The 12,869-nt window shown below is 43.3% G+C and carries 16 protein-coding genes; 10 read left to right on the top strand and 6 right to left on the bottom strand.

Annotated elements, in window-relative coordinates; all coding sequences use genetic code 11:
- Window positions 1-22 precede the first annotated feature (22 nt).
- Complete coding sequence (locus G476_RS0117810; RefSeq protein ID WP_026691290.1) at window positions 23-232, bottom strand: 2-hydroxymuconate tautomerase family protein; 210 nt, start codon at window positions 230-232, stop codon at window positions 23-25.
- Between the two features lie 79 nt (window positions 233-311).
- Window positions 312-1,343 carry a YVTN family beta-propeller repeat protein gene (locus tag G476_RS0117805; RefSeq protein WP_026691289.1) on the bottom strand — a complete coding sequence of 344 codons (1,032 nt, stop codon included), beginning with the start codon at window positions 1,341-1,343 and terminating at the stop codon, window positions 312-314.
- Window positions 1,344-1,506: 163 nt separating this feature from the next.
- Between G476_RS0117805 and G476_RS0117800 the strand changes: the two genes are divergently transcribed.
- From G476_RS0117800 to G476_RS0117780, 5 genes are all read left to right on the top strand, one after another.
- A complete protein-coding gene (locus G476_RS0117800) occupies window positions 1,507-2,439 on the top strand; it encodes a sulfurtransferase (RefSeq protein WP_051314910.1) in 933 nt (310 codons plus the stop codon).
- Window positions 2,440-2,451: 12 nt separating this feature from the next.
- Window positions 2,452-2,835: a rhodanese-like domain-containing protein gene (locus G476_RS0117795; protein WP_026691287.1), complete on the top strand. Its 384-nt coding sequence runs from the start codon at window positions 2,452-2,454 to the stop codon at window positions 2,833-2,835.
- The gene (locus tag G476_RS22410) at window positions 2,832-3,092 is read left to right on the top strand and encodes a sulfurtransferase TusA family protein (protein WP_051314909.1); all 261 of its coding nucleotides are present in this window, start codon (window positions 2,832-2,834) and stop codon (window positions 3,090-3,092) included. Before G476_RS0117795 ends, G476_RS22410 begins: the two co-directional genes overlap by 4 nt.
- A gap of 75 nt (window positions 3,093-3,167) precedes the next feature.
- Window positions 3,168-4,283 (top strand): YeeE/YedE family protein, encoded by a 1,116-nt coding sequence (locus G476_RS0117785; RefSeq protein WP_026691286.1) that lies wholly within the window; start codon window positions 3,168-3,170, stop codon window positions 4,281-4,283.
- A 107-nt stretch (window positions 4,284-4,390) separates the two neighbouring features.
- On the top strand, window positions 4,391-4,744 hold the full coding sequence (locus G476_RS0117780; protein WP_026691285.1) for a PH domain-containing protein: 354 nt from the start codon (window positions 4,391-4,393) through the stop codon (window positions 4,742-4,744).
- Window positions 4,745-4,782: 38 nt separating this feature from the next.
- On the opposite strand, the gene G476_RS0117775 is transcribed toward G476_RS0117780, so the two are convergent.
- Window positions 4,783-5,268, bottom strand: coding sequence for a glutathione peroxidase (locus G476_RS0117775; protein ID WP_026691284.1), 486 nt, complete (start codon window positions 5,266-5,268; stop codon window positions 4,783-4,785).
- 69 nt (window positions 5,269-5,337) lie between these two features.
- On the bottom strand, window positions 5,338-6,819 hold the full coding sequence (locus G476_RS0117770; RefSeq protein ID WP_026691283.1) for a hypothetical protein: 1,482 nt from the start codon (window positions 6,817-6,819) through the stop codon (window positions 5,338-5,340).
- A gap of 206 nt (window positions 6,820-7,025) precedes the next feature.
- Here G476_RS0117770 and G476_RS0117765 point away from each other — a divergent pair, with 206 nt between their 5' ends.
- From G476_RS0117765 to G476_RS0117755, 3 genes are all read left to right on the top strand, one after another.
- The gene (locus tag G476_RS0117765; RefSeq protein WP_051314908.1) at window positions 7,026-7,286 is read left to right on the top strand and encodes a SunI/YnzG family protein; all 261 of its coding nucleotides are present in this window, start codon (window positions 7,026-7,028) and stop codon (window positions 7,284-7,286) included.
- A gap of 49 nt (window positions 7,287-7,335) precedes the next feature.
- On the top strand, window positions 7,336-8,157 hold the full coding sequence (locus G476_RS0117760; protein WP_026691281.1) for a VOC family protein: 822 nt from the start codon (window positions 7,336-7,338) through the stop codon (window positions 8,155-8,157).
- 106 nt (window positions 8,158-8,263) lie between these two features.
- Window positions 8,264-8,566: a rhodanese-like domain-containing protein gene (locus G476_RS0117755; protein ID WP_026691280.1), complete on the top strand. Its 303-nt coding sequence runs from the start codon at window positions 8,264-8,266 to the stop codon at window positions 8,564-8,566.
- 315 nt (window positions 8,567-8,881) lie between these two features.
- Here G476_RS0117755 and G476_RS22405 read toward each other — a convergent pair whose 3' ends face one another.
- Both G476_RS22405 and G476_RS0117740 read right to left on the bottom strand, forming a co-directional pair.
- Window positions 8,882-9,310, bottom strand: a complete 429-nt coding sequence (locus tag G476_RS22405) for a hypothetical protein (protein WP_051314907.1) — start codon at window positions 9,308-9,310, stop codon at window positions 8,882-8,884.
- Window positions 9,311-9,366: 56 nt separating this feature from the next.
- Entirely contained in the window at window positions 9,367-10,242 is an 876-nt protein-coding gene (locus G476_RS0117740) for a LysR family transcriptional regulator (RefSeq protein WP_026691279.1), read from the bottom strand.
- 130 nt (window positions 10,243-10,372) lie between these two features.
- Between G476_RS0117740 and hpaI the strand changes: the two genes are divergently transcribed.
- The gene (gene hpaI, locus G476_RS0117735; RefSeq protein WP_026691278.1) at window positions 10,373-11,299 is read left to right on the top strand and encodes a 2,4-dihydroxyhept-2-ene-1,7-dioic acid aldolase; all 927 of its coding nucleotides are present in this window, start codon (window positions 10,373-10,375) and stop codon (window positions 11,297-11,299) included.
- Window positions 11,300-11,348: 49 nt separating this feature from the next.
- Entirely contained in the window at window positions 11,349-12,857 is a 1,509-nt protein-coding gene (hpaE, locus tag G476_RS0117730; RefSeq protein ID WP_026691277.1) for a 5-carboxymethyl-2-hydroxymuconate semialdehyde dehydrogenase, read from the top strand.
- Window positions 12,858-12,869 lie beyond the last annotated feature (12 nt).

Below are 12,869 nucleotides of genomic sequence, written 5' to 3'. Positions count from 1 at the left end.
CAATGGGCTTTTGTTGCGCACGCTACTTTTCGCGCTTTCGTTTGTCCGTGATGAGCTCAGCTCCAAGTCCGTAGTTGTCCGTGTCAATTTCATCAATAATCACAACGGTTGATGCGGGGTTTTTGTTAAGGGTCTCCTCTAACAGGTTCGTGACCCCTTTTACGAGTGTTTCTTTTTCTTGTTTGGTGAGACCACCGTTTTCTTTCGTTACTTTAATGTTTACGTATGGCAAGAAAAAGCACCTCCTCTGTTTAGTATAAATTGTAAACGGAAGAGGTGCTATTCTTTTGCGTATGAAAATCTACTTTTACTTAGCAGCTTCCGCCTATCCCAGGCAACGCTTTTATCTCAATTCCGTGGGGCATATCCCCACCTAATTCAATTCTGTATTCTTCTTCCATGGAATCTGTATTAATGACAGATACCTCATTGGATTCGCTTAACGTAACATAAATGCGGGATTGTTCACGGTTAAAGGCAAGATGTTTAGCTCCCTCTTGATCCTCCAGTAAGTCAACGACTTCATTGGATTCCAGATCGATTTTTGCAACAAAACTCTCCTCTAATGAAGTGACAAACGCATAACTTTCGTCCTCTGAAATGACTACGTCCGTCGCACCTATTCCTACATCAATTTCTTCTTTGCCCTCTGTTTGTAGATCAAAGATTTCGAGCGTTCCTGTCTCACTGGCTGCTACATAGAGGCTGTTGTTGTGAACGCGAGCGACTCTTGGGGTTCCCCCTGTTTCAAGTTTACTTGTTACTTCTTTGCTCTTTACATCCACAACGTAAACACGGTCATTTTCATGATCGCTAACATACAACGTATCATCGATCAGGTCTACGTAGTTTGAGTGGGCTCCTGAACCAAGGTCGATTTGTTCGGTTACTTCTTGGGTACTGACGTCAATCACATCTACATATTGGTCACCTGCCGTTGCTACATAAAGAGTCCCGTTATTGTTACTCAATGCAAGGCCATGGGGGCGGGGACCAACTTCAATTTCAGCTTCAACTTCAAGCTGTTGTGTGTTAATAATCTCAACCGTACTGCTATCTTGATTGGCCACAAAGGCTTGGCGCATCGTACTGGCAAAGGCGACGATGGTAGGCGCCATTCCCGTTTCAATATCTGCAACATGCTCACCAGATACGACATCGATGACGGAAATGGAATGGTCATCTTCACTGGGAACATAAAATTGTACGCTTGTCAGATCACCTGCACTGGAGCCTTCCGAACGTTCATTGTCATTTTCATCGCTATTTTGTTCTAAGGCACAACCTGTCAAAACAATGATGCTGGCGAGAAAAAACGAACATTTGATAAGTAAATTCTTCACACGTCTCTTCCTTTCTTTCGTGAATATGAACTATTTAACTAGTATAATCATAGGCTATTTTAAATACAAGTAAATCAATCGGAATTATTTGTATTAATTCCTTTTAAACATATCGGAATTATGGTACTATTTAAAATCAAAAGAGGAAAGAGGGGATTGGGAAATGAAATACGTGTTGCCACTTATCATTATGAGTGTATTGTTGATGGCTTGTTCTGATGACCCGTCATTGGAGGAGATTGATGAAGCGTCAGCGGACATTGCAGAAGGTGACGTTGTAGACGCCTCCGCATATGAAAATGGTCATCTCTTGGTCGATGTTGACTGGGTTGAGGAGAATCAAGAGGACGTGGTGTTGGTTGACTTGCGTCGTGAAGGCTACGAGGGTGGTCACATACCGGGAGCCGTTCATTTGGACTCTGGTGAATTAAATGACCCTGATAATCCAATCTCCGGTATTTTAAAAGACGAAGACACTTTTCAAGAGCTAATTCAGTCTTTAGGTATTGATAATGGTTCCACGGTCATTGCTTATGATGATGGGGATAGCTTACAAGCGGCACGCTTGTTCTATGCTCTTGAATTATATGGTCACGAAGATGTGAGAATTGTTAATGGTGGTTTTACAGCTTGGTTGACTGAAGGGAAAGATGTCTCCACAGATGCGCCCGAAGTAGAGACTGGGAATTTTACAGCACAATTAAACCCAGCACTCCAAACATCAAAAGAAGATGTTCAGAATAATATCGGTAACGAAAGTGCAGTCATTTTGGATACACGTTCTGAAGGGGAGTACGATGGATCCGATGTTCGTGCTGAGCGTGGTGGACATATTCCTGGCGCCCCTCACCTTGAATGGACGGAAGCATTATCGGATGATGATGTTCCATATTTTAAAGACCCAGAAGCGTTAGAGGAACAGTTTGCTGCGGCTGGTGTAGACCGAGACAAAACGATTATTCCGTATTGCCAAACAAATGTCAGAGGGGCTCATTCTTATTTTACCCTTCGCTTGCTTGGGTTCGATGATATTAAACCTTACGAAGGGTCATGGGCTGAGTGGGGCAACGATCCTGATACAGATATTGAAAGTTAAGAGGTGAATCTTGTGGCATTCGAAAAAGAAAATGTAACTCAACTAACATACGAAGAAGTCAAAGACATACACGTTAAGAAGAAGCTTTCTCCGATCCTCATCGATGTACGTGAGATTGAGGAGTATGAGGAAGGGCACATTCCTGGAATCCCGCTTATTCCCATGAGTGAAATCGTCGATCTTGTGGATGCGTTTGATAAAGGGGAAGAGTACGTGTTGGTATGCCGAAGTGGAAGACGAAGCCAAGAAGTGGCGAAGTTTTTTAAGGATAATGGAATAGAGAATGTCCATAATTATGCAGATGGGATGCTCGGCTGGACAGCTGAACAGACACCGGGACATGAATGGGTTGTGAAAAACGTAGATGAGCTATACGACGGGAGAGATGAATCATGAGTTTATCAGATCAAGAATTGAAACAATTAACGGTCGATCACCAACTGGACGGGGTCGGTGAGGTTTGCCCTCATACATTAAATATTGCACTAGATGGTTTAAAGAAAGCGAAGTCAGGTGATATTCTCGTTGAAGTCACGGATCACTCGATTGCCACAAAAACCATTCCTGCAGCAGTAAAAATGAACAAGTTAGCCGACCATTTGGGGACGGTAAAAGAGGATGGAAACTACTATATTTATCTAAAGAAAAAATAACAGGTAAAAGGTAGAGGCGAGCCGACATCATTAGCTCGCCTTCGTTTTGCCGTAAGAAAGGGGAGAAGGAGCGGGATGTTTACAATAGAAGCATTTATTTTAGCAGCGGTATTTGGTCTTATTTATGGTTTTCTTTTACAAAAAGCTGACTTTTGTTTTGTTGCCTCCGTCAGGGATTTTGTAAGTGTAAAAGATTCTCGGATTGGTAAAGGCGTCCTTGTCCTTATGGCGACAGCGATGATTGGATGGGGGTTTGCCCTTACAACAGGATTGGCGTCCTTGGAGCAGGTGTGGGCTGTACCGATCGGTCTTACGAACTTGTTTGGTGGCATTCTTTTTGGTATCGGCATGACGATCGCCGGTAGTTGTGCCTCTGGTGCCCTATATCGAAGTGGGATGGGATACGTCCAGTTTTGGATTGTCATTGCAGCGATGATTACTGGAAACTTGTTGTTTGCTTTTATATATGACCCATGGGGGCGTGAAGGATTTGTGGAGCCGCTAACATTCACGGATAAAGGATACAGTCTTTATGAAATCGGACTTCCGTTTATGGTGTTGCCTCTGATCTTTGTAGGTATTCTTATCCTCATTGTGGTCAAAAAGTTTGGTGTGGACGGATTCTTGCAAGGGGTAAAAAACAGTGTGACAGATTGGAACGGAAATCCGTTTAAACAGCAGCACTGGGATGTACGTTTCGTCGCTGTTTTGATGGGGATCACGGCAACGATTCAATTTATTACTCTTTCTTCGATCAGTGTCACTGGGCCCGAGACTCGAATGGGAGGCGTACTTGTTGCATCCATCTTTGGAGAACAGGCCGTGTATAACAATGTTTACTTGAACAACATGTTTTCTTCTTACCCCGCTATAGGGCTGGGACCGGAGGAGACACTTGTGATTTTCATGGTGGTTGGTGCGTTTATTTCCTCCGTTCTTAGTAAGAGCTTCAAGATACGTTTTCCGAAAGCAAAGCGATTGCCTGCTGCGATCGGCGGAGGATTAATTATGGGTGTGGCCTCACGTATTGCACCGGGTTGTAACATTGCAAACGTAGTAGCCGGTGTCGGTGGGCTTTCTATTGCCAGTATTATTGTTATTTTCGGGATGATGATCGGTGTGTTTATTATAACGAAGTACTACTTCAAGATGCCAATTATGTTGTTTTATCGAGAAAAGGATGCCGCTTAAACAATTCGCCTCTCTCACCTCGCTATATTGGTGAGGGAGGTTATTATTTTCTTTGAAAATACCGTCTATCCCATGTATAGTGACCACTAAAAGGAGGCGTATTTGTATTGAGTTTTTTTAGTAAAGGTGACAACCGGGAAAAACATATGCAGCAGGCGGAAGAGTTTTTGTTTGAAGGTGAGACACTGGAAGGGACGTACGGTTTAATGGTTGACTTTGTGGCGTTCACGAGCCACCGCATTTTGTTTGTGGACCGTTCGCTCATGTCGAAATCCAAGTCTGCGGTGTATTCGATTCCCTATGAAAAAATCGAAGAGATTGCCATTGAAAAGACAGGAATGTTTTCATTTTCCAATAACATTGAAATTGCCACGAAGCGAACGACCCACTCCCTGCGATTCTTAAAGGACACGGACGTGATGCAGTTTTACAGGGATTTGTCCAAGAGGATATGCACGTAACATAAAAGCCCGTAACCAATCATGGTTACGGGCTTTTGTTATTGATTAAGAAGCTTCTGAACATCTTCTTCCATCTTTTTTGGAGCGGTTTGCGGTGAATAGCGTTTCACCACTTCACCATCTTGGTCCACCAGAAACTTCGTAAAGTTCCATTTGATTTCGGAACTTAACAGACCTTTTTGGGCAGACTTCAAGTGCTTGTAGAGAGGGTGGGCGTCTTCCCCGTTCACTTTTATTTTCGCGAAAAGGGGAAAGGTGACACCGAAGTTGATCTCACAGGCTTCAGTCATTTCATCATCCTTTAAAGGCTCTTGATTCATAAATTGGTTGCACGGGAAACCGAGGACCGCGAGACCTTCCTCTTTGTAGTCTTGGTGGAGGCGCTCCAATTCTTTAAACTGTCCGCTTAAGCCGCATTTCGTTGCCGTATTCACAATAATCATGGGACGACCTTTGTATTCTTCAAGAGGAACTTGTTCCCCGTTCGGTTTATTCACTGAGAAATCATGTACGTTCGTTGTCATGACGTCTCCTCCTTTTTGGTTGATATAACAATCATAAGAAATCAAAGAGAGGAAGACAAAAGAAATGCTTTAGGTGTTTAAGTAGGCTTTAAAATACTTGCGCCGCTTCAACTCTTTCATGGTCATTGGTAAAAAAGAAAGCCCGACAATCACAATAAATACCGGGGTAAACACCACGTAACCAAGGAGCCCGCGGTCGTCTAAAAGAATAAGAAAAAACCAAAGGAGGGGAATGAAAACGGACGAAGTGAGGACCAACAACCAGTTTCCTTTCTTATCAATTTCCGCAACAGACGGATGGCGATATCCTTCACGGTCCACCCACTGTTGATAAAAAAGAGCATCGGATAAGCCGTCGATCGTATTCCGTTGGTTCTGCTTAGAGAGTAACAGGTTCCAGTAAGAGAAGAATTCACGGTATAGGGCAGCTTCTTTCTTAGCGTGCCTTACGATTCTTTGTAAATATAGAGAAGTGAGTTTTTTCGGTTGAATCGACATTAAAACCTCATCGTGTTGATGAAAAACGGCCTGACGTTCGGATACGAGTTTGAAAAACATTTTAATATCTTCATAATCGTGATCGATGTCAATCACGCCTTCGTTTGCAATCGTTCGCTCAACAGCTTTTTCAACGATCGAGAAAAGGTCCCTAAAGGATTTGTCACCTTTTTTAACCTCCCAGAGGGCTTTTAGTACCGATCGCTCTGGTCCGTCTTCCATTTCGTTTAATGCCGTTTGGACACCAAAATCGGGAGGGATCTCTTCAGGTGGGATGAGTGCTTCTTTCACACCGCTCAATCCTGGGGCAAAGCGAATGCTCATATAGCGATCAAATCCTTTTCTTGCTCGGTTGATATCAGGCACGCGCTCATACCCTGAAGTCATAATGCGAAACCGGTAGAGTCGATCCTCTTCTTGGCCGTCACCAATTAAGCGATAATTCTCATTATCTGCTTCAATTACAGGCGATTCAAGCTGTTTAAAAGAAGGCAGGAAAAAGCGCTGTAATAAACGCGCGGTTCTCTCAGATGGTGGCTTAGTTAAATAATAGGTGACCACCCCAAATCCTTTATAACACTTATGTAACGTGACTTCTCTTTGTTTTAATAGAGAAGTTCGGACGAAATAGCTTACTCTTCGAAAAAGGTTAAATAACAGAAGGCCTATAAAAAAGAAACCGATAGCAAAAAAGACTAGCAAAAAAGGGGCAGAGGGGTACAACATCAAGTCTGTATTGAATGGGAATGCGAATGTCATGGCAACACAATAACCAATCACTCCTGTCCATTTATGAGGACCATAAAAAAGAGCTTGGTAGGCGATAAAAAGAAAAAAGTAAAAGGCGATTGCTAGGGCGGGAACCAAGATTGGCATGCTCATTTCTTGTATTATGGCAATAAAAAAGAAAATGACACTAACCATAAACACGATGTAGGACAAATAACTTTTCACCTTACCGTTTTTCCGAAAGAAAGCGACGGGTATAGCAAGTGTAAAGAATAGGACTGACAAAAATAGAATAGCAATCAATAATAATAGAAAAGCTTCCACATGACGACCTCCAGCCAATACTAGAATAGATTTATACTATACTAGATTCTTCCATAAATAAAGAAGAGACAGGCTAAAGTGATCCAGTTTAACAACGTTCACATGTGTTACCTTCTAATGTCGATCCAATCGAAAGTTAGTAAACGATAAATGAAAGGGACGAAGCGCGTCGTATTTCGTAGGTTTTTTTAGGAGGGATGTAGGCGATGATGATGCAACCGACAGTAAAGGTAAAAGGAGAGTATCTACACATTAGATGGCAGTTTAGTAAAGTTGTGATTAAGCTCATAGATATTATTGACGTTTCTTGTGATGTAAAAGAGAAGGGGGTTACTAGGATCGGGCTGCCTTATGGACAAACAGAAACGATCGCTATTAAAACAACAAGTAAAACCTATCTCCTATATACGTCAAAACCAAATTTGAAACAAAAGATTGAATCTTCTATAGAAGAGGTACATGCATAGAAAAGAGGCAACCATTAGCTCAGTGCCCTAAAAAAGGAAGGTGGTATACATGTTCAACTTCGACCACATTATTCATTACGTATCGGATGCACACAAAACTAAAGAAGCATTTCAAGAAAAGGGATTTCATGCTGTTAACGGTGGTAGGCATGAAGAAAAGGGAACATATAATACCCTTTGTCACTTTGATTTAAGCTACATTGAGTTTCTGGGTATTGATGACAAATGGTTGTTTGAAAAAGTCCACAAAGAAAAGAGTGAATTAAGTCCCTTTTCAACAATTCTGCAAGATGGATACGTTGAGGGTTTTTCAAAAATTGCTCTTCGAACCCGTAACCTAGACAATTTGGCATCGATACTGAAAGAAAAAGGATTAACAGTAACGGGACCTGTTCCACTTAGTCGAAAGAGGCCAGATGGGAGCGTGCTTGAGTGGTCTCTCTTGTTTGTTGAAGATGAAAAGTCAGACATGCCTCTTCCTTTTTTCATAGACTGGCATCAAAGTGATGAAGAACGGAGGGAGGATCTCGTTTCTCATGGTGTGATGGACACTAATAAAGATCGTGATTCATCGCTTTCTCACGTCACCTTTGCCATAAAGGACCTAGAACAAACAGTGGCTAAGTGGGCTTTGTTATTTGGTCTTCCAACGGGAGAGCCTTATGTAGATGATCGCCTTGGTGCACGTGTTCAAAGGATTCATTTAAAAGGTGGAGATTTGCTTTTCGCTTCACCTAAGGAGGACGGTCTTGTGTCTCACATTCTTGAAACGCGAGGGGAGCGTCCTTTTGAAGTGCATATTCATGCGGATCAAGGAGAGGAAGAATCGATGATTCATGGAGGCGTTTATCGGTTTCAACGTTATTTTTAGTATGTAAGCATTATACCCCTGTAGGTATTTTTGATTTTGTGATATAATCGACTTGTTAGGTCGTACGAACCAACATGAAAACCAGCGTATTAGAGGAGGCATAAACATGAAAGAAATGACACCAAAAGAAGTATCACAAGCCATTAAAAACAATAAAGACGTGAGCATTATTGATGTGCGAGAGGACGAAGAGGTTGCTGAAGGCATGATTCCTGGAGCTCTTCACATTCCTCTCGGGCAAATTCAAGATCGGATTGATGACATTGATAAAGATAAAGAACACGTTATGGTTTGTCGTTCCGGTGGACGAAGCGGCAAGGCTGGATCTTTCTTGGAGAAAGAAGGGTACAACGTCATTAACATGACTGGCGGTATGTTGGATTGGGAAGATGAAGTAACACCGAAATAAAGGGATAGGGGAATGTGAAATCCTTAGGCTGTTGAGAGACTCCTTTCTCAACAGCCTGTTTTATGTATAAGGGTATGGGAATTCGATCATTTCCCGGAAAATACTCTTGAAATCGACAAAAGAAAAAAAAAGAGTGGAACAACGTCTTCATATCGCATGGCAATACGGAACGAAAGGGAGAATAACTGGGGATGTAATAGAAGGGGGAAAGTACGAGTATAGGAATTGGGAGTGCGAGGGAGAGAAGAAGAAACGCCAAGAAAAGTGATGGCCTCTAACATTTAAACTTGATGCGGTAAGGCGTAGCGCCCCCCGCTACACCGTATATCGCTCGTTCCAGCTCGTAGGAAACTCAAGTTTATTGGCGTAACCAAAGCGAATAAGCTGCCCGTGGTGCTGGACCTCATGTTCCAATAAGTCAAAAACGATGTTTATTTGAGTCTGTGTTAATGTTTCTTGTTGTAAAAAGTGCTCGATCTGGTCGCGAGAGTCCGTTAATTTACTGATTATTTCATCACTGTTCGTGGCGCTTGATAGACTACATGTAAAACCATCCCACTCTCCTTTGAAAAGAGCATTAAGGTAGCTTTCCCTTGCTCCAATCAAGCAGTATGCTTGTTCTCCGATTGTGTTTGATGGAACCGTCGAAATGGAAAGGGATAGTTGCTCGTTTGTCAGGTTTAAATAAAAGTCTTCAGTTAAATGAAAGGCTTTCATTAATCGTTCTTTAATCATTTCTTTCATGGTGTTCCTCCTCTTAATATCGTTATCTACGTTATAACAATTGATGCTTCCTACTGTTATCTGAATCCCTCCACGAATCGCCTTGCCTGCTTTGAAAGATGACGGTGCTTGAGCCATATGAGGGCACTTTTTGCCCGCACCTCTGCATTTTTTATCGGGAATGCTACGAGATCAGGAGATTGAAAGGAAAGGAGTGTCGATCGAGGCACGATGGTAGCTCCAACTCCCTTTGCGACTAATGCTAAGAGCATGGACACATCTGGGCACTCGCACAAGACCGTTGGTTCAAATCCGTGCTTTTTGCATTCTTCTAAGATCATTTCGTATTGGCCAGCTCCACTTACACGATGCAACAGAAGTAAAGGAACATGTTTAAATGCAGTCATGGATACGGCTCTTCCGTGCTGATTTGGTAAGGCGTTCTGATGAAACACGCCTACATACTCTTCGTCCTGAAGACGGATGTGATCGAACTCTCTCATTTCAAGGGGAAGCCGCACAATGCCAAGCTCTACCACTCTGCTTTTCACTAGCTCTCCAATTTGATAGGAGTCCCCGTCCCTTAATAAGAAGCTAACGGCAGGGTAGTTGTGTCTGAAGTCTCTTATCCGTTCAGGTAAATAAGAGAAGCACGATTTGACCGTTCCAATGGCAAGCTTCCCTCTTAACCCTTCGTTGCTTTCCTTTACTTCCACTCGTATTTCTTCAATTTCGTTAAGGATTCGTTCTGCTTTCTCAAAAAGAACGGTGCCTGCTTGGGTCAGTTCCATGGTCCGTCCGTTTCTATCAAAAAGAGTCACACCGAGCTCAGTCTCTAATGATTTTAGCTGTTGGGAAAGTGGAGGTTGTGCCATGTGGAGCTTTTTTGCTGCACGGGTAATTTGCCCTTCAGATGCGATGGCGTAAAAGTATTTGAGTTGTTTAATATCCATGGCTTCCCCTCCATATGCATACTTTTTTCGTATCGTTTCCATATCAAATCAATATTTCTCATATAGCGTAGCACATGATACGTTTTATTTGTAGAAAAATTCGGACTATTTATTTGCGAAGGAGCGAATGATGATGAGGTATGATGAAGCGAAACAAAGATTAAGAGGGTCAATTGCGCCGATTGTGACACCATTTCGACAGGATTATTCCATGGATTTGGATAAATTGACGGAACTCATTGACTGGCATGTGGAGAGCGGAAGCCACGCGATTAGTGTAACCGGAACGACTGGAGAGCCGAGCTCTTTAACAGTGGCAGAACGAATAACGGTGATGGAAACAGCCGGGAAAGCCGTGAACAGTCGCGTGCCATTTGTACCTGGAACAGGCTCTACGAACCATGACGAAACGGTTGATTTAACAAAGAAAGCGCAAGAGATGGGGGCGGATGCAGCGCTTGTGATCGTACCTTACTACAACAAGCCGTCTCAGCATGCGTTATACAAGCATTTTAAAACGGTAGCCGACAGTGTCGATATTCCTCTGATCATTTACAACATTCCAGGACGAACGGCCACAAATCTCGACGTAAACACACTCGCTCGTTTAAATGAGGACTGCCCGAACATTATCGGAGTGAAAGAGTCCAATAAAGACTTTGAGCATATTAATCGCGTTCTACTTAACTGCGGCCGTGATTTTAACTTGTATTCAGGAATTGAACTTCTCTGCTTCCCTATGCTTGCGATTGGCGGAGCGGGACACATTAGTGCGACAGCAAATGTGATGCCAGGAAAAGTGGCGGAGATTTATAACGCGTGGGAAGAAGGGGACGTGAAGCGTGCACAGGATCTCCATTTCGAGCTGATGCCTTTAAACGATGTGCTGTTTAAAGATACGAATCCGGCTCCGTTAAAAGCGGCCCTCGGCATGATGGGTAAAATTGAACCGGTTCTTCGCATGCCAATGGATCTTCCGACAGAAGCTCTTCAAAATGAAATACGTGATGTTTTGAAAACGTATACAAACGTCGCTGATCAAGTGATCTCAAAGTAAATGATTTGAACAAAAAGGAGGAATCTACGTGACAAACAAAGCGGAAACCATCTCTCCTCAAGCGTTGACCCATGAGAGTCAACTTTCAAATATTAAGCTATATATTGACGGTGAATTCGTTCATGGAAGTACGAATGAAACCTTTGATAATAAGAATCCTTTTACGAATCATTCAATTAACCAGGTGGCATCAGGTACAGCGGATGACATTGACCGGGCTGTTAAAGCTGCTAAGGCTGCGTTTAAAGGCGAGTGGGGTCAAATGAAATTGAGGGATCGACTCGTCTATGTAAACCGAATTGCAGACCTCATCGATGAACATATTGAAGACATTGCTCCACTGGAATCGCTGGATACGGGTCTACCGATTCACCAAACGAAAAAGATGGTCGCTCGTGCAGCGCAAAACTTCAGATTTTATGCCGAGATGGTGTCAAGTCGTCTGACGGGAGACGCCTATCAAGTAGACGATGAATTTTTAAATTACACCGTTCATAAACCAGTTGGTGTTGCAGGGTTAATTACCCCTTGGAATGCGCCATTCATGCTGGAAACGTGGAAGATTGCGCCGGCTCTTGCTACCGGGAACACGGTCGTGTTAAAGCCTGCGGAGTGGTCACCGTTGACGGCAAATCGTTTAGCCGAAATTATTCACAAAGCGGATCTCCCAAAAGGAGTGTTTAACGTCGTTCACGGATATGGTGAAACGGCAGGGGCCGCTCTCGTGGCTCATCCAGATGCTCCGCTCATTTCCTTTACGGGAGAAACGAAAACAGGATCGGAAATCATGAAAAACGGGGCCGGTCCTTTGAAACGCTTCTCCATGGAACTTGGAGGCAAATCTCCGATCATCGTGTTTGATGACTGCGATATGGAGCGGGCGATTGATGCATGCACATGGGGAATCTTCTCCTTTAACGGCGAACGGTGCACGGCGAATTCTCGCTTGTTCGTTCATGAAAACATCTACGATACCTTTGTGGAAGAACTTATGAACCGGGTGAAAAACATCCTCGTCGGTGACCCTCTTGATGAGCGGACTCAAGTAGGTCCTCTCATTCATACAGACCACTATGAAAATGTGAAACGGTATTTAAAGATAGCGGAAGAAGAAGGGGCTCAAGTGATTAGCGGGGTCGTTGATGACGCGTATACGGACGGAAACTTTGTACCTCCTACACTTCTTTTAAATGTAAGCAACAAGATGACGGTCGCACAAGAAGAGATCTTCGGTCCAGTGATGGCGGTCATGCCGTTTAAAGATGAAAAAGAAGTGGTCGAGATGGCCAATGATGTGCGCTACGGCTTGGCAGGCTACGTGTGGACAAATGATATGAAGCGGGGGCACCGTGTGGCTCAAGCGGTTGACGCAGGGATGATGTGGGTCAACTCTCAAAACGTGCGAGATCTAAGGACACCGTTTGGTGGATCAAAGCATAGTGGTATTGGGCGTGAAGGTGGCTACTACGCCTTTGAGTTTTATACAGAGATTCAAGTTGTTCATGTAGCCTTAAGCGATCATCCGATTCCGCAGTTCGGGAAAAAGAAGCGGACGTAGAAAAGGAGATAG

Origin of the sequence: Alteribacter aurantiacus DSM 18675, assembly GCF_000429705.1 — a bacterium.
Taxonomy (GTDB): Bacteria; Bacillota; Bacilli; order Bacillales; family Salisediminibacteriaceae; genus Alteribacter; species Alteribacter aurantiacus.
The sequence above is the reverse complement of the archived record's forward strand: the minus strand, read 5'-3'. Positions and strand labels throughout refer to the sequence as shown.

Bases quoted from the DNA above. Each gene is read 5' to 3' on its own strand.
- G476_RS0117800 (WP_051314910.1), top strand. From the start codon at position 1,507: ATGAAATACGTGTTGCCACTTATCATTATGAGTGTATTGTTGATGGCT.
- G476_RS22410 (WP_051314909.1), top strand. From the start codon at position 2,832: ATGAGTTTATCAGATCAAGAATTGAAACAATTAACGGTCGATCACCAA.
- G476_RS0117785 (WP_026691286.1), top strand. From the start codon at position 3,168: ATGTTTACAATAGAAGCATTTATTTTAGCAGCGGTATTTGGTCTTATT.
- G476_RS0117775 (WP_026691284.1), bottom strand. From the start codon at position 5,268: ATGACAACGAACGTACATGATTTCTCAGTGAATAAACCGAACGGGGAA.
- G476_RS0117765 (WP_051314908.1), top strand. From the start codon at position 7,026: ATGATGATGCAACCGACAGTAAAGGTAAAAGGAGAGTATCTACACATT.
- G476_RS0117760 (WP_026691281.1), top strand. From the start codon at position 7,336: ATGTTCAACTTCGACCACATTATTCATTACGTATCGGATGCACACAAA.
- G476_RS0117755 (WP_026691280.1), top strand. From the start codon at position 8,264: ATGAAAGAAATGACACCAAAAGAAGTATCACAAGCCATTAAAAACAAT.
- G476_RS22405 (WP_051314907.1), bottom strand. From the start codon at position 9,310: ATGAAAGAAATGATTAAAGAACGATTAATGAAAGCCTTTCATTTAACT.
- G476_RS0117740 (WP_026691279.1), bottom strand. From the start codon at position 10,242: ATGGATATTAAACAACTCAAATACTTTTACGCCATCGCATCTGAAGGG.
- hpaI (WP_026691278.1), top strand. From the start codon at position 10,373: ATGATGAGGTATGATGAAGCGAAACAAAGATTAAGAGGGTCAATTGCG.